Origin of the sequence: Pontivivens nitratireducens, from assembly GCF_011290545.1 — a bacterium.
GTDB lineage: Bacteria > Pseudomonadota > Alphaproteobacteria > Rhodobacterales > Rhodobacteraceae > Pontivivens > Pontivivens nitratireducens.
Genome location: NZ_CP049811.1, coordinates 859,244 through 873,189 on the forward strand (window position 1 = coordinate 859,244; position 13,946 = coordinate 873,189).

The following is a 13,946-nucleotide window of genomic DNA, read 5'->3' on the forward strand; positions in this document are numbered from 1 at the left end:
GTTCCGGCCCCGCTTTTCGGCCCGGCTTTTCGGGAACGGTCGGTGGGTCCGGCAGGAATGGAGAAGACGGCATGGTGCTGACCGCGAGTTTTGTGGCGATTTTGTTTCTGGCTGTGGCGGGATACGGCATGTCGCGGTCGCGCGCCGTCTCCGTCGCGGGGGGCAATCTGGCCCGGCTGCATTCACGGCCCAGCTATCACGGCACGTATTCGCTGCTGTGGGTGCTGATCGCCGGCATCGCCACCCTGCTGATCGTGGGCGAGGCATGGGCCCTGCTGAATGAGCGTATCTATTTCTCGATCATCGAGGACGCCCGTCCCGGTCTGGCACAGATCGAAAAGCAGCTGATCCTTTCCGATGCACACCAACTGGCCAATGGCGGGATCTCCTCCGCCACGGGTGAGGTGCGAACCACGCTGGCCGAGACGATCCGCGTGATGGACACATGGCGCGTCGTCGTGACGTCGGTTCTGTCCATGGCCGCCGCTGCTGCCGCCGCCGCCCTGACATTTGGCCGGATCGACGCGGACTGGCGTGCGCGCAACCGGTCCGAGAACATTATCCGCGCGATCCTGATGATCTGCGCGATCATCGCGATCCTGACGACGATCGGCATCGTGCTGAGCCTGATTTTCGAGACGATAAACTTCTTCGGAAAGATCGACTGGCAGGTGCACAAGTTCCTGTTCGGCACCACCTGGTCGCCGCTGTCCGGCGTCAGCGCGGGCAAGCTGGATCCAGACAAGGTCGGCGCCGTGCCGCTGTTCGCGGGCACGTTCATGATTACCATCATCGCGATGCTGGTCGCGGTGCCGGTCGGCCTGTTCGCCGCCGTATATCTCTCGGATTTCGCCAGCAAGGCGACCCGCGCCTGGGCCAAGCCGATGCTCGAAATCCTCGCAGGGGTGCCGACGGTGGTCTACGGCTTCTTCGCCGCGATCACCGTGGCCCCCGCGATCCGCGACGCCGGGAACTTCCTGGGGTTGAGCGTGGACAGTTCCTCGGCGCTGGCGGCGGGCACGGTGATGGGGATCATGATTATCCCGTTCATCTCCTCCCTGTCGGATGACGTGATCAATTCCGTACCGCAAAGCCTGCGCGACGGCTCCTACGGGCTGGGCGCCACCAAGGCGGAGACGATCCGCCAGGTGGTGCTGCCCGCCGCGCTGCCCGGGATCGTGTCCGCCGTCCTGCTGGGCGTGTCCCGCGCGGTGGGGGAAACGATGATCGTGGTGATGGCCGCCGGTCAGGGGGCCAATCTGACGTGGAACCCGTTGGAGGCCGTGACCACCGTCACCGTGCAGATTGTCATGCTTTATACCGGCGATACCGATCTGGAGACGGCCTCCGGTCCTGTCTTCGCGCTGGGCTTCACGCTGTTTTGCGTGACGCTCCTGCTGAACGTGGTGGCCTTGCGCATCGTGCGCCGCTACCGCGAAATGTACGATTGAGGGAGACCGCATCATGGTCGCCATGAACGAACTGAGCGCCCTGCACGGATCCGACGCGTCCAAGCGTCGCCTGCGCAAACGGCGCGCCGCCGAAACCCGGCTCAAGATGTACGGCATCGGCGCGATCGTCATCGCCGGTCTGGCGCTGGTCACGCTGATGTGGTCGGTGGTGGGCAATGCCCGCTACGCCCTCAGCGAGAGCTACATCACCTTGCCGTTGACCCTGTCGGCGGAGGAGCTGGGCGTCGATCCCTCCGACCCGCAGAGCATTCGGCGCGGCGATTACGAAAACTTCGTGCGCGACGCATTTCGTGACAGGTTCGACTATGTTTCCGGGCGCACACCACGCCGTGAACTGGGGGATCTCTATTCGAACGCCGCCGGGTTCGACCTGCGCGACATGGTGGTCGAAAATCCCGCCCTGATCGGACAGACCGTGGATGTGCGGATGCTGGCCTCGGACGTGGCGGACCTTTATATCAAGGGGGATTACGGCACGCTGCAAACGCCCGATCTGTCCTCACCACTGCGATTCACCGCAACGGGTGAGGATACCGTGCTGGTCGAGGCGACACAGCCCGTCTTCGCGGATGTCTTCGCGGACGTGCAGAACGATCTGCTGGCCCTGGCCGAGCGACGCTGGCGTGAGGCCGCCCGGCAGGAGCTTGGTCGCATCGAATTCCTGCGCCGTGCCGATATCGCCGAAACCACCGAGGAACGCACCGCCGCCATCGAGGAGGCCGCCCGCCGCGAGGCCGCGCGCGACGCGCTTCAGGAGGAGGCCGACGATCTGCGCGACCGCGCGATGGCATCCGACGGGTTCGAGGAGTTGACCGAGGATAACGAAAGCCTGCTGTTCAGGCTGAACGGCGGCTGGCTCAAGGCGACGATGGTCGGCCCGGACGTGGCCGAGGCGACGATCATCGCGCCGCTGGACAGCCGCGATCTGAACAATCCCGATTATGAAATGCTGGTGCAGCCGGTGCCCGAAAGCGCGCGCAAGTTCTCGGACGATCAAATCGTCTGGATCGAGGAATTGCGCAACCAGGGTGCCGTGGAACAGGTGTTCAACTGGCGTTTCTTCACCGCCAGCGACAGCCGGGATGCGGAACGTGCGGGCATCTGGGGGGCGGCCGTCGGCTCGTTCTGGACGATGCTGGTCACCTTCCTGCTGGCCTTTCCCATCGGAACCCTAGCCGCGATCTATCTGGAGGAGTTCGCCCCCCGCAACCGCTTCACCGATTTCGTTGAGGTGAACATCAACAATCTGGCGGCCGTGCCCTCCATCGTGTTCGGTCTGCTGGGTCTGGCGGTGTTCCTGGGCTTCTTCGGCGTGCCGCGATCCGCGCCCATCGCGGGCGGCATCGTGCTGGCCCTGATGACCCTGCCAACGATCATCATCGCCAGCCGGGCGGCGATCCGGGCCGTCCCGCCCTCGATCCGCGATGCGGCGCTGGGGCTGGGCGCGTCGAACTTGCAGACCGCCTTTCACCACGTTCTGCCGCTGGCGATGCCGGGTATCCTGACCGGAACGATCATCGGCATGGCACAGGCCTTGGGAGAGACCGCCCCCCTGATCCTGATCGGGATGGTGGCGTTCATCGTGGACGTGCCCACCTCCGTCACGGATCCGGCGACGGTTCTGCCGGTTCAGGTCTTTCGCTGGTCCGACTTCCCCGAGCGCGCATTCGAGGCGCGTACCGCCGCGGCGATTTGTGTGCTGCTCGCTTTCCTAGTACTCATGAACGCATTCGCTGTGTTCCTCCGCAAACGTTTCGAGCGGCGTTGGTAGGACGCCATGGCCGAAGGAAACCCAGATATGACGAATATGCGCATGACCGAACAAGACCTTCAGGATCGTGAAACCAAGATCGCCTCACGCGGGGTGGACGTGTTTTATGGCGCGACGCACGCGATCAAGGACGTGGACATCGACATCCTCAACAACACGGTCACGGCCTTCATCGGCCCATCGGGCTGTGGCAAGTCCACGTTCCTGCGGTGCCTGAACCGGATGAACGACACGATCGACAGTTGCCGCGTAACGGGGCAGATCCTGCTGGACGGCGACGATATCTACCACAGTTCCGTCGATCCCGTGACGCTGCGCGCCCGCGTCGGGATGGTGTTCCAGAAACCGAATCCGTTCCCCAAATCCATCTTCGACAACATCGCCTATGGCCCGCGCATTCACGGGCTGGTCAACAACAAGGCGGAACTGGACGAGGTGGTTGAGAAATCGCTGCGCCGCGCCGCCATCTGGAACGAGGTCAAGGACCGTCTGGATCAGCCGGGAACCGGCCTGTCCGGCGGTCAGCAGCAGCGCCTGTGCATCGCCCGCGCCATCGCCACCGCGCCGGAGGTCCTGCTGATGGATGAGCCGTGCTCCGCGCTCGACCCCATCGCCACCGCGCAGATCGAGGAGCTGATAGACGAGCTTCGCCAGGATTTCGCGGTGGTCATCGTCACGCACTCGATGCAGCAGGCCGCGCGGGTCAGCCAAAAAACGGCGTTCTTCCACCTGGGCGTTATCGCGGAACATGGCGACACCAACCAGATTTTCACCAATCCGGTGGACAAACGCACGCAGGATTACATTACTGGCCGTTTCGGCTGATCTCATTGCAGGAGGGCGCGTCATGGGTCCGCATATCGTATCTTCTTTCGACGACGATCTGATCGCCGTGCAGGCGCGCATTTCGGAAATGGGCGGCATCGCGGAGGAGATGCTTTCGGGCGCACTGGAGGCGGTGAAGAACCGCGATGCCCAGATGGCGCAGGAGGTCATCGCCCGCGACAAGCGGCTGGACGCGATCGAGATGGAGGTCGAAAACCTGGCCACCCGCGTCATCGCCCTGCGCCAACCGATGGCCGGCGATTTGCGGCTGCTGATCTCCGCGCTGAAGATGGCCTCGACGTTGGAGCGTGTGGGCGATCTGAGCAAGAACATTGCGCGCCGCGCCGTCTATCTGGCCAATGCGCGCCCGGTCAAGCTGTCCTCCTCCATCGTGCGCATGGGCAACCAGACGCTGGGCCAGTTGACGGAGGTGCTGGACGCCTTCACCTCCAGGGATACCGCGCTGGCCGTCTCCGTCTGGAAACGGGACGTGGAGGTGGACGAGATGTACAACTCCATCTTCCGTGAGGTCGTCACCTACATGATGGAGGATCCCCGGACCATCGGTCTGGGCTCGCAATTGCTGTTCGTGGCCAAGAATCTGGAACGGATCGGCGACCACTCCACCCATCTGGCGGAGACGATCTATTACATCGTCGAGGGAACGCCCCTGGGCGATGACCGCCCCAAGGGGGAGCCGCTGGGGCTCGAAGGCTACTAAGGGGAGAGGCGACATGGCCAAGGTTTTGGTGGTCGAGGATGAACAGGCGCTCAGCGAATTGTTGAGCTACAACCTCAGCAAGGAGGGCTTTGACGTCTGCCTCGCGATGGATGGCGAAGACGCGCTGTACATGGTCGAGGAGGACGCGCCCGATATCATCCTGCTCGACTGGATGCTGCCGAATGTATCCGGCGTGGAGATTTGCCGTCAGGTGCGCGCGCGCACGCAGACCAAGGATATTCCCATCATCATGCTGACCGCACGGGGTGAGGAAGAGGACAGGGTGCGCGGCCTGGAAACCGGTGCCGACGACTATCTGACCAAGCCGTTTTCGATGACGGAACTGGTGGCGCGAATGCGGGCGGTTCTGCGCCGCTCCCGTCCGGGCGTGGCGGGCGATGTCGCCACCTTCGCCGATATCGTGCTGGACCGGGAGACGTGCCGCGTGCGTCGTGGCAAGCGGGACGTGCATCTGGGCCCGACGGAATTTCGTCTGCTCGACGTGCTGATGCAACGTCCGGGCCGGGTATTCAGCCGCGAGCAGTTGCTGGACCGCGTTTGGGGCCACGATGTTTATGTCGAGATTCGCACGGTGGACGTGCATGTCGGTCGTCTGCGCAAGGCGCTGAACCGGCGCGGCGAACAGGATCCGGTGCGCACGGTCCGTTCCGCCGGATATGCGCTGGATGAGACATATTCAGCAGTGGCACATGCGCGGGCAAGCTGAGGCTTAACGATAGGTTAAGTTATTGATTAAAATGGTAGGTTTCGCACGCGAAACCGTCCATTTTTCCGGACCGCCGTGCGCGCCATATAAAGCGGTAGGTCAGGGGCGAAGCGGTGCTCCCACGCAATCTCAACCCCCAGGTAGCCGATCCAGAAGTCCCGCGCCCGCCCCGTATCGAAGCTGCGCAGGACAGGGACCGGCGGCCGCATCAGCGGCTGGCGGAGCGGCGGTCGCGGCGCGAGGACATCGGCTGGAACGCGACGGCGGTATGCGCCTCGCAATAGGGCTTTCCGGGTTGGCAGGGCAGGCCGCAGAACCAGAATTCCTCCGTCGCGGGATCACCGATGGGCCATTTGCAAGTCCGCTCGGTCAACTGCATCAGGGTCAGCTTGCGGGCGCGCTTCTCCACCTCGGCCAGATTCGCCAGAGCCTCGGCGCTGATCTCATTGGCGGAGGGTTGCGGCGGCAGGGGCTGACCGGCGGTGATGATCGGCTTGCGCGGCGGAATCGGCAGGTTCGCGGGCTTTTCCACCGGCTTGGGGGCGGCGGCGGCCTGCGGGGCAGGTTCGGGCTTTTTCGCCTCCGGCTCCCGCGGGGGGGGCGGCTTCACGGCCTCAGGCTCGGGCGTGGTCTTGGCGGCGGCGGCAGGTGCCGCGGTCCGATTCGACAGGCCGAGGCGATGCACCTTGCCGATCACGGCGTTGCGCGTGACACCGCCCAATTCCTTTGCAATCACCGAGGCGGACTTGCCTTCGGCCCACATCTGCTTGAGGATTTCCACACGCTCATCGGTCCAGGACATCGCTCACGCCTTCCTTGGGTCTGTCAAAAACAAAAACGCGGCCCATATGACCGCTGGTGATATCTTCATATCAATTCACTGACTGCATAGTATGGCGTCAGGCCCCCCGGATACAAGGGGCCGGGATGCCCTGAGAGGACTTCATGACCGCGATCGACAACCGCCCGATGGGCGAACGCCGTTTTGGCCGCTGGAATACGCTGGGAACGCAGACGCTGGCCCTGCGTGAGATTCGCCGGTTCACCAGCGTCTGGACGCAGACTCTGGCCGCGCCGATGGCGACGGCGCTGTTGTTCATGCTGATCTTCGTGCTGGCGCTGGGCGACCGGCGCGGCGACGTGATGGGAATGCCCTTCGCGCAGTTCCTGGCGCCGGGCATCGTGATGATGACCGTGATCCAGAACGCGTTTGCCAACACCTCCTCCTCCATCGTGATATCCAAGGTGCAGGGCAATATCGTCGATACGCTGATGCCGCCGCTGTCCGCCTCCGAGATCATGCTGGGCTATGTCGCGGGAGGTGTCGCGCGCGGTGCGCTGGTGGCGGTCGCGGTGGCGCTGGTCGTCTTTCCGTTCGCGGGGGTCTGGCCCGCCAACCCGATCTGGACGCTGGTTTTCGTGCTGCTGGGCGCCACGATGATGAGCCTGGTGGGCATTCTGGCAGGTATCTATGCCGAGAAGTTCGATCAGATGGCGGCGATCACCAACTTCATCGTGACGCCGCTCAGCTTTCTGTCGGGCACGTTCTATTCGCTGGAAACGCTGCCGCCCGCGATGTCGATCATCAGCCACGCAAATCCGGTGTTCTATGTGATCGACGGGTTCCGCTACGGCGTGCTGGGGCAGTCGGACAGCTCACCGTGGCTGGGTGTATTGGTCTGCGTCGGCGTCTGCGCGGTAATCGCGGCGATCTGCTGGCGGTTCTTCGCGACGGGCTACAGGCTCAAATCCTGAACCTCAGATACGGAACTGGCGCCTTACGAAGTGCCGTTCCGCCCCGACGCTGAGGCGCTCGGCGGCATCCGTCGCGCGCATCCAGACGGGGAAGTGATCGGGTTCCGTCGGCGGGGCCAGTTGGCGGACCGGATGGCACAGGTAGACTGCGCAGATCTTGTGCGCCCACCAGCCATATTCCGGCATGAAGACATAGCGTTGATACGCGCCCAGCCGCCGGGGCCGTGCGACGCGCCAGCCGGTTTCCTCGATCACCTCGCGGTGCAGACCGGCCAGAGGATGCTCCCCCTTGTCGATGCCGCCGCCGGGCAGCAGAAGCGTCTGATCCCTGACGGTGGTGCGCGCCAGCAGCAGCCACGCGCCATCCGCGATGATGGCATAGGCACCGGGGCGATCGGCATAGGCCTGACCGCTCTTTATCGCTTCGCCGAACCTGCGCATATTCTGCTCCCGCCTCACAGGGGTTACATTGCCCCGGTCTGAGTACTATGTCGCATCCTCATGTGAAAAGCCCGGAGTGAGAGAATGAGCACCGCCGCAACCATCGCCTGGGATGATTCCATCCTGCCGTTTCAGCTCGATGCATCCGACATGCGCGGCCGGATCGCGCGATTGGACCACTCGCTCGACAATATTCTGGGGCAGCACGACTACCCGTCCAACGTGTCCGAGCAGGTGGCGCAGGCCGTCCTGCTGACCGCGATGATCGGGCAGACGATGAAACTGCGCTGGCGGTTGTCGTTGCAGATTCGCGGTGACGGGCCGCTGCGCCTGATCGCGACGGATTACTTCGCCCCGGCCAAGGCGGGGGAGCCGGGACAGGTTCGCGCCTATGCCAGCTATGATGAGGATCGTCTGCAAGACGGTCCCGGATTTCCGCAGATCGGCAAGGGCATGTTCGCGGTCATCATAGATCAGGGCGAGGGGATGCAGCCCTATCAGGGCATCACGCCGCTGGCGGGCGGATCCCTCGCCGCATGTGCGGAGACGTATTTCGCACAGTCCGAGCAGTTGCCGACCCGCTTCGTGCTGGGTGCGGCCCAACAGGTCGAGGCCGAGGGTGAAACCTGGCGCGGCGGTGGTATCATGCTTCAGCACATGCCGCCCGCAGGCAGTCACGTCACGGGTGAGGAAGGCTCGGGCGAGGGCGGTCTGCTGGGCGCGAACGATCTGATCGGGCGCGACGCGGAGGAAGACTGGAACCGCGTCACGATGCTGTTGGAGACGACCGAATTGATGGAACTGGTCGGGCCGCATGTGACGCCGGATCAGTTGCTGGTGCGCCTGTTCCATGAGGAGACGCCGCGTGTCTTCGACGCGCAATCGGTCAAGTTCGGCTGCACCTGTTCGGCGGCGAAGGTGGTGCAGACCATGTCGATGTATTCCAGCAAGGATGTCAGCCACATGACCACCGATAACGGCACCGTCACGGCCGATTGCCAGTTCTGCGGGGCGCATTACGAATTGCCCGCGCAGGTTCTGGGATTCGAGGCCGATCCCGAGGCCGCCGAGGCCGCAGCGCAGGCGGCCAAGCCCAGCTGGCCGGGCCGCCCCGCCAGCTAGGCATGGGTCAGGCCAAAGGCGCGCGCGATGCCCGGCACCGCGCGCGCGATCACTCTCCGAACCGGTTCAGCAACTGGTCCAGCGTATAGCGTTCCGGCACGGATCTGCTGCCACGTGTGGTAAAGGCCGGATCCTGATACAGGCAGCCCAGCCCGCAAAGCTGCTGCGCCACGCGGCGACGCCAGTCGAACACCCAGATCCGCCCGCCCGGCGTGCCGACATAGCCGTCTGTCTGCGAATCCATGTCCGAATACACGTCGATGGGGGAGGGGACCTCGTCATCGTATTCCTGCGTCCAGGCACCGTGGCTGTGATAGGAGGCGACGACCGTCCAGCCATCGGGCACGTTCTTGATCAGGCAGCTTGCATGGGTTCCGGGCGCGGCGCGGGTGGCGCGCAGGACACCATCGGTATCATAGGCGATATAGCCGCAATATTCCCGGCTTTCCTCGACGCTGCGCCGCTGAATGTCCTTGAGCGCCTGAAAGGCGAGGGCGTGGACGGGGTTCTTGTGCTGAGCCATCGCGGGTGCGGCCAGCAACAGCAGGATCGCCAGATAGATGCGCAAGGTGCCGCTCCTCTTGTGTCGGTGCCCAAGCTAGGCCATCACAGGCGCATGGAGCAAGCAGATCAGGCAAATCGCGACCTGGAACAGGTGCGCAGGGCGCTGGCACGGGGGATTCCGGCGGGCTCGTCTGACTTCGATCTGAACGCGCAGTTCCGCGCAGCCCTGCCCGAGGGGCGGACCCTGCGTCCGGCGGCCGTGCTCTGCCCGTTGGTGGTGCGCGGGGGACGGGTGCGGGTGATCCTGACGCGGCGGTCCTCTCAACTGCGGCACCATCCGGGGCAGGTTGCCTTTCCCGGCGGCAAGGTCGATGCCGGTGACGATGGCCCGCTGGCCGCTGCCCTGCGTGAGGCATCCGAGGAAATCGGCCTCGCCCCCTCGCAGGTCGAGCTGTTCGGTGAACTGCCCCAGCATGAGACGGTAACGGGGTTTCGGATGCATCCCTATATCGGGCTGGTCGCGCCGGATTTCACGCCGCGTTCCGACCCCGGAGAGGTCGAGGAAGTGTTCGAGGTGCCGCTGGCCCATCTGGTCGATCCCGCGCGTTGTCAGGTGCATACGCGGCAGTGGCGCGGGCATGTGCGCAGCTATTACGCGATGCCCTACGGGCCGTACTACATCTGGGGCGCGACCGCCCGGATCCTGAAGGCCCTGTCGGACATGGTAAATGCGACTGACATCTGACTGGATCACCGCGCCACGCTCGCAACTGGTTCTGCGCGTGGCGGGCGGCGCGGCGGGTCCCGCGTTGTTCGTCGGTGGATCGGTGCGCAACGCGGTGCAGGGCCGCCCGATCGGAGATCTGGATATCGCCACACCGGCCTTGCCCGAAACCGTGATGGCGCAGGCGAAGGCCGCAGGGCTGAAGGCGATCCCCACAGGTCTGGACCACGGCACGGTGACCATCGTGGCGCAGGGTGTCGCGCATGAGGTCACGACATTCCGCCGCGATGTGCGCACCACGGGCCGCCATGCCACCGTCGCGTTTTCGCACGATATTGCGCAGGACGCGGCGCGGCGCGACTTCACGATGAACGCGCTTTATGCCGGTGCGGACGGGCAAGTGATCGACCCGCTGGGCGGCTTGCCCGATGCGCTGGCGGGCAGGGTCCGCTTCATCGGTGACGCAAGTGCGCGCATCGCGGAGGATTACCTGCGCATCCTGCGGTTCTTTCGCTTTACCGCGATCTATGCCTCCGGCCCGGCGGATGCGGAGGGGCTGGCCGCGTGTGCCGCTTCGCGCGATGGGATCTCCCGCTTGTCGGTGGAGCGTGTGACCGGCGAGATGTGCAAGCTGTTGCAGGCCCCCGCCCCGGCCCGCGCCGTGGCGGAGATGGACGCCGCCGGCATATTGCAGAGCGTTCTGCCCGGCGCGCAGCCGCAGCACTTGCCGCCGTTGCAAAGGGCGGAGGCTGCGCTGGACGCCGCCCCGCGCTGGCGCCGCCGCCTGTTGGCGCTGGGGGGCGACAGTTCGGGCTGGCGTCTGTCCAACGCGGATCGCAAGGCCCTGACGCAGGCGCAGCAAATGCTGGGCACCCCGGCGACCACCGCCGAACGGGCCTATCGCGCCGGTGCGGACATCGCGCTGGACGCGGCGTTGGTCGAGGCGGCGTGGGCCGATGCCATGCCCTCCGCCGACCTGCGCCGGGATTGCGACCGGGGCGGGCGCGCGCGATTTCCGCTGGCGGCGGCAGACTTAATGCCCCCTTACCGCCCCGGCAGCGCGCTGGGGGCGGAGTTGCGCCGGCTGGAGGAGCACTGGATCAGGCGCGATTTCACCCCCGACCGCGCCGCCCTGCTGGACGCGATGCGCCCGCCGCCGGACCTGCCGTAACGATACAAACTGAACGTTGACGCGCCCCGCGCGGCCCGCGAAGGTCTGGTCCGCAACGACCGGAGCCTGCCCGTGACCATCGAGACCATCATCGCCATCGTGGCACTGGCCGCCGGCACCGTCTGGACGCCGGGGCCGAACAACGCGATGCTCGCCTCATCCGGGGCGCGGTTCGGGTTTCGCGCCACGCTGCCCCACGCGATGGGGGTGGCGGTCGGCTTTCCAGTGATGTGCTTCGTCATGGCGCTGGGACTGGGGCAGGTGTTCGAGGCGCAGCCCCTGATCGGTGAGATCCTGCGCTGGATCGGCGCGGCGCTGCTGCTGCGGATCGCGTGGAAGACCCTGAACGCGAAACCGCCCGGAACCGATCAGGGCGCGGCGAAGCCGTGGACGTTCCTGCAGGCCAGTGCCTTTCAATGGATCAACCCCAAGGCGTGGGTGATGGCCGTCTCGATGATCTCGCAATTCGTGACCGGAGTGGACCCGGTGCGCGAGGCAGGGCTGGTCGCGGGCATCTATCTGCTGGTGGGGCTGACATCCGCCAATGGCTGGGCAGGCTTCGGCGCGGCGCTGCAACGGTTCCTGTCCACACGCGGGCGGATGCTGGCATTCAACGCGGTAATGGCGGGGCTGATCGTGTTGACCGTGGTGGGGCTGATCTTCGCGGATCTGAGGCCGGGCGCTTGATTCCGGCCTCGCTGGCCTTCTTCGTTTTCGTCGGTCTGTTCTCACCCGGGCCGAACGTGATCCTGCTGACGGCATCGGGGGCGCGGTTCGGGTTTCGCGCGACGGTTCCGCATATCCTCGGCGTGGCCATCGGTGTGGGGATCACGGCGGGGCTGACCGGGCTGGGGCTGGGGGCCGCGATCATGGCCGTGCCCATGCTGACCGTCGTGCTGAAGGGCATGGCGATGATGTGGATCCTGCATCTGGCCCACAGCCTGTACCGCGCCACCCGCGCGCCGAGGGCACAGAGTGCGCAGAGGCCCTTTACCTTCGTGCAGGCGGTGCTGTTCCAGTGGGTCAACCCCAAGGTCTGGGCCGTTGCGCTGGCGGCATCGTCCTTCGTCGCGGATCAGGGACCGGTGGGGGCGGGGCTGGCGCTGGCACTGGCGTTCTCAGCCATCAACCTGGGCGTCTGCTTGTTCTGGACCAGCGCCGGGCACCTGCTGGGGCGTCTGCTGGCGGATGAGGCGCTGTGGCGGGTCTTCATGACCGTGATGTCGGGGGCTATGGCCCTGTCCGCTGTGCTGGTCCTGCTTTGAGCGAGGCCCACCACGGGTCCGCTGCCAGGGCGCGGCGCAAGGGGGTCATCGTGGTGGCCGGGGCCTCCTGAATATAGCGGTGCGCCTCCTCGATCTGGTCGCCCTGCAAGGTTTTGAGATAGGCGATCGCACCCGCCACGGTAAAGGGGTCGCGCGGTGCCTCGTGGAAATTCGGCTCCAGATCGGTCCAGATGGCGGCATCGTAATCGCCCGTCGCGCACCATTCCATCACCCGGTCATTGACCTGTGGCAGGCGACCGAAGGCGTCGGTCGCCGTGGCCCAGCCGATCCGGTCCAGCGGTGCGCGCTCACGCTCCGCCAGATCGACCGCCGCTTGCGCCACCTGCGTGCGGGTGGAGCGGATGGCGTGGGTGGGGCACAGGGCACCGTCCTGCGGGTCCAGGCAAACCGCCAGCCCCATCTTGCGCTTGGCCGAAACGCGCGAGAATTCCATCGGGAGGTCTGGCCCGCCGCGCATCTGCCATGCGCCGGTCACGTGGGGGGCGAGGATCTCGATATCCCAGATCAGGGAGCCCCAGCCGAGGATGGCGATCCTCATGGCCATGCGGCCAGCGGCGGCAGGCTCATCAAGACGGCCTCGGGGTTGTGGCCTGTCTGCAAGCCGAAGGTCGTGCCCCGGTCATAGACCAGATTGAACTCCGCGTAGCGCCCGCGCCGGAACAGCTGGTGATCGCGGTCAGCCTGGGTCCACTCCTCGAACATCCGATTTTCCACAATCGGCACGAACGCCTTCAGAAAGGCCCGTCCGACATCCTGGGTAAAGGCGAAATCGGCGTTCCAATCGCCTGAGCAATGATCGTCGTAGAAGATGCCGCCGACGCCGCGCGCCTCGTTCCAGTGGCGGATCATGAAATACTCATCGGCCCATGCCTTGTAGCGCGGGTACAGATCGGCGCCGTGCGGGTCGCAGGCGGCCTGCTGTTGCGCATGAAAGAACGCGGTATCCTGCGGCACCTCGACCATCGGGTTCAGATCCGATCCGCCCCCGAACCACCAGCCATGCGGGGTCCAGAACATGCGGGTGTTCATGTGTACGGCGGGCACCTTGGGGCTGCGCATATGCGCGACCAGGCTGATGCCGGAGGCCCAGAATCGGGGATCCTCGGCCATGCCGGGCATATCCTTGCGCGCGGCCATGGCCCGCTGTGCCGGTGGGGCCAGGGTGCCGTAGACCTCGGAGATGTTGACGCCGACCTTTTCGAAACAACGGCCGCCGCGCATGACGCGCATCTCACCGCCGCCGGCATCCGAACCATCATCGGAATGGCGTTTCGTCGGCTTGCGCTCGAACCGCCCGGGGGCCAGGTCAGCGAACGGTCCCGAGGTCTGAGCATCCTCCAACCCCTCGAATGCATCGCAAATCCGGTCGCGCAAGCTGCGAAACCAGTCCGCCGCTCGGCGTTTTTCGTCTGTCATGTCCATTTTCG

The 13,946-nt window shown here is 65.3% G+C and carries 17 protein-coding genes; 11 read left to right on the top strand and 6 right to left on the bottom strand.

Annotation, left to right across the window (positions count from 1 at the left end; all coding sequences use genetic code 11):
- The first annotated feature begins 71 nt into the window (after window positions 1-71).
- Genes pstC through phoB form a run of 5 tightly spaced genes read left to right on the top strand, consistent with a single transcriptional unit; the run spans window position 72 to window position 5,516 of the window.
- A complete protein-coding gene (pstC, locus tag G8E03_RS04095; RefSeq protein ID WP_166188962.1) occupies window positions 72-1,451 on the top strand; it encodes a phosphate ABC transporter permease subunit PstC in 1,380 nt (459 codons plus the stop codon).
- Between the two features lie 13 nt (window positions 1,452-1,464).
- The gene (pstA, locus tag G8E03_RS04100; protein ID WP_205793252.1) at window positions 1,465-3,243 is read left to right on the top strand and encodes a phosphate ABC transporter permease PstA; all 1,779 of its coding nucleotides are present in this window, start codon (window positions 1,465-1,467) and stop codon (window positions 3,241-3,243) included.
- Between the two features lie 27 nt (window positions 3,244-3,270).
- Entirely contained in the window at window positions 3,271-4,068 is a 798-nt protein-coding gene (gene pstB, locus G8E03_RS04105; RefSeq protein ID WP_166188965.1) for a phosphate ABC transporter ATP-binding protein PstB, read from the top strand.
- Window positions 4,069-4,090: 22 nt separating this feature from the next.
- Window positions 4,091-4,789 carry a phosphate signaling complex protein PhoU gene (gene phoU / locus G8E03_RS04110; RefSeq protein WP_166188968.1) on the top strand — a complete coding sequence of 233 codons (699 nt, stop codon included), beginning with the start codon at window positions 4,091-4,093 and terminating at the stop codon, window positions 4,787-4,789.
- 13 nt (window positions 4,790-4,802) lie between these two features.
- Window positions 4,803-5,516: a phosphate regulon transcriptional regulator PhoB gene (phoB, locus tag G8E03_RS04115; RefSeq protein ID WP_166188970.1), complete on the top strand. Its 714-nt coding sequence runs from the start codon at window positions 4,803-4,805 to the stop codon at window positions 5,514-5,516.
- Window positions 5,517-5,542: 26 nt separating this feature from the next.
- Here the strand turns inward: phoB and G8E03_RS17675 are convergent, their stop codons facing one another.
- Complete coding sequence (locus G8E03_RS17675; RefSeq protein WP_430693235.1) at window positions 5,543-5,725, bottom strand: glyoxalase superfamily protein; 183 nt, start codon at window positions 5,723-5,725, stop codon at window positions 5,543-5,545.
- Window positions 5,725-6,318, bottom strand: a complete 594-nt coding sequence (locus G8E03_RS04120) for a GcrA family cell cycle regulator (protein WP_166188972.1) — start codon at window positions 6,316-6,318, stop codon at window positions 5,725-5,727. Before G8E03_RS04120 ends, G8E03_RS17675 begins: the two co-directional genes overlap by 1 nt.
- A gap of 143 nt (window positions 6,319-6,461) precedes the next feature.
- On the opposite strand from G8E03_RS04120, the gene G8E03_RS04125 reads away from it, so the two are divergent.
- On the top strand, window positions 6,462-7,271 hold the full coding sequence (locus G8E03_RS04125) for an ABC transporter permease (protein ID WP_240910421.1): 810 nt from the start codon (window positions 6,462-6,464) through the stop codon (window positions 7,269-7,271).
- Window positions 7,272-7,274: 3 nt separating this feature from the next.
- Here G8E03_RS04125 and G8E03_RS04130 read toward each other — a convergent pair whose 3' ends face one another.
- Window positions 7,275-7,712 carry an NUDIX domain-containing protein gene (locus tag G8E03_RS04130; protein ID WP_166188974.1) on the bottom strand — a complete coding sequence of 146 codons (438 nt, stop codon included), beginning with the start codon at window positions 7,710-7,712 and terminating at the stop codon, window positions 7,275-7,277.
- 84 nt (window positions 7,713-7,796) lie between these two features.
- Here G8E03_RS04130 and hslO point away from each other — a divergent pair, with 84 nt between their 5' ends.
- A complete protein-coding gene (hslO, locus tag G8E03_RS04135) occupies window positions 7,797-8,834 on the top strand; it encodes an Hsp33 family molecular chaperone HslO (protein ID WP_166188976.1) in 1,038 nt (345 codons plus the stop codon).
- A gap of 49 nt (window positions 8,835-8,883) precedes the next feature.
- Here hslO and G8E03_RS04140 read toward each other — a convergent pair whose 3' ends face one another.
- Window positions 8,884-9,402, bottom strand: coding sequence for a DUF4329 domain-containing protein (locus tag G8E03_RS04140; protein WP_166188978.1), 519 nt, complete (start codon window positions 9,400-9,402; stop codon window positions 8,884-8,886).
- Between the two features lie 48 nt (window positions 9,403-9,450).
- Between G8E03_RS04140 and G8E03_RS04145 the strand changes: the two genes are divergently transcribed.
- From G8E03_RS04145 to G8E03_RS04160, 4 genes are all read left to right on the top strand, one after another.
- On the top strand, window positions 9,451-10,083 hold the full coding sequence (locus G8E03_RS04145; RefSeq protein ID WP_166188980.1) for a CoA pyrophosphatase: 633 nt from the start codon (window positions 9,451-9,453) through the stop codon (window positions 10,081-10,083).
- Complete coding sequence (locus G8E03_RS04150) at window positions 10,067-11,233, top strand: CCA tRNA nucleotidyltransferase (protein WP_166188982.1); 1,167 nt, start codon at window positions 10,067-10,069, stop codon at window positions 11,231-11,233. Before G8E03_RS04145 ends, G8E03_RS04150 begins: the two co-directional genes overlap by 17 nt.
- A gap of 72 nt (window positions 11,234-11,305) precedes the next feature.
- Window positions 11,306-11,920, top strand: a complete 615-nt coding sequence (locus G8E03_RS04155) for a LysE family translocator (protein ID WP_166188985.1) — start codon at window positions 11,306-11,308, stop codon at window positions 11,918-11,920.
- Entirely contained in the window at window positions 11,917-12,498 is a 582-nt protein-coding gene (locus tag G8E03_RS04160; RefSeq protein WP_166188987.1) for a LysE family translocator, read from the top strand. Before G8E03_RS04155 ends, G8E03_RS04160 begins: the two co-directional genes overlap by 4 nt.
- Here G8E03_RS04160 and G8E03_RS04165 read toward each other — a convergent pair.
- Together G8E03_RS04165 and hemF are read right to left on the bottom strand one after the other, a co-directional pair.
- Window positions 12,464-13,063 carry a hypothetical protein gene (locus G8E03_RS04165; RefSeq protein WP_205793254.1) on the bottom strand — a complete coding sequence of 200 codons (600 nt, stop codon included), beginning with the start codon at window positions 13,061-13,063 and terminating at the stop codon, window positions 12,464-12,466. The two genes, G8E03_RS04160 and G8E03_RS04165, sit on opposite strands and share 35 nt — an antisense overlap.
- Window positions 13,054-13,935 (bottom strand): oxygen-dependent coproporphyrinogen oxidase, encoded by an 882-nt coding sequence (gene hemF / locus G8E03_RS04170; RefSeq protein WP_166188992.1) that lies wholly within the window; start codon window positions 13,933-13,935, stop codon window positions 13,054-13,056. The genes G8E03_RS04165 and hemF overlap by 10 nt, the downstream gene beginning before the upstream one ends.
- Window positions 13,936-13,946: the final 11 nt, after the last annotated feature.

Coding starts and splice junctions, on each gene's coding strand:
- pstC (WP_166188962.1), top strand. CDS start 72: ATGGTGCTGACCGCGAGTTTTGTGGCGATTTTGTTTCTGGCTGTGGCG.
- pstA (WP_205793252.1), top strand. CDS start 1,465: ATGGTCGCCATGAACGAACTGAGCGCCCTGCACGGATCCGACGCGTCC.
- pstB (WP_166188965.1), top strand. CDS start 3,271: ATGACGAATATGCGCATGACCGAACAAGACCTTCAGGATCGTGAAACC.
- phoU (WP_166188968.1), top strand. CDS start 4,091: ATGGGTCCGCATATCGTATCTTCTTTCGACGACGATCTGATCGCCGTG.
- phoB (WP_166188970.1), top strand. CDS start 4,803: ATGGCCAAGGTTTTGGTGGTCGAGGATGAACAGGCGCTCAGCGAATTG.
- G8E03_RS17675 (WP_430693235.1), bottom strand. CDS start 5,725: ATGCGGCCGCCGGTCCCTGTCCTGCGCAGCTTCGATACGGGGCGGGCG.
- G8E03_RS04120 (WP_166188972.1), bottom strand. CDS start 6,318: ATGTCCTGGACCGATGAGCGTGTGGAAATCCTCAAGCAGATGTGGGCC.
- G8E03_RS04125 (WP_240910421.1), top strand. CDS start 6,462: ATGACCGCGATCGACAACCGCCCGATGGGCGAACGCCGTTTTGGCCGC.
- G8E03_RS04130 (WP_166188974.1), bottom strand. CDS start 7,712: ATGCGCAGGTTCGGCGAAGCGATAAAGAGCGGTCAGGCCTATGCCGAT.
- hslO (WP_166188976.1), top strand. CDS start 7,797: ATGAGCACCGCCGCAACCATCGCCTGGGATGATTCCATCCTGCCGTTT.
- G8E03_RS04145 (WP_166188980.1), top strand. CDS start 9,451: ATGGAGCAAGCAGATCAGGCAAATCGCGACCTGGAACAGGTGCGCAGG.
- G8E03_RS04150 (WP_166188982.1), top strand. CDS start 10,067: ATGCGACTGACATCTGACTGGATCACCGCGCCACGCTCGCAACTGGTT.
- G8E03_RS04165 (WP_205793254.1), bottom strand. CDS start 13,063: ATGGCCATGAGGATCGCCATCCTCGGCTGGGGCTCCCTGATCTGGGAT.
- hemF (WP_166188992.1), bottom strand. CDS start 13,935: ATGACAGACGAAAAACGCCGAGCGGCGGACTGGTTTCGCAGCTTGCGC.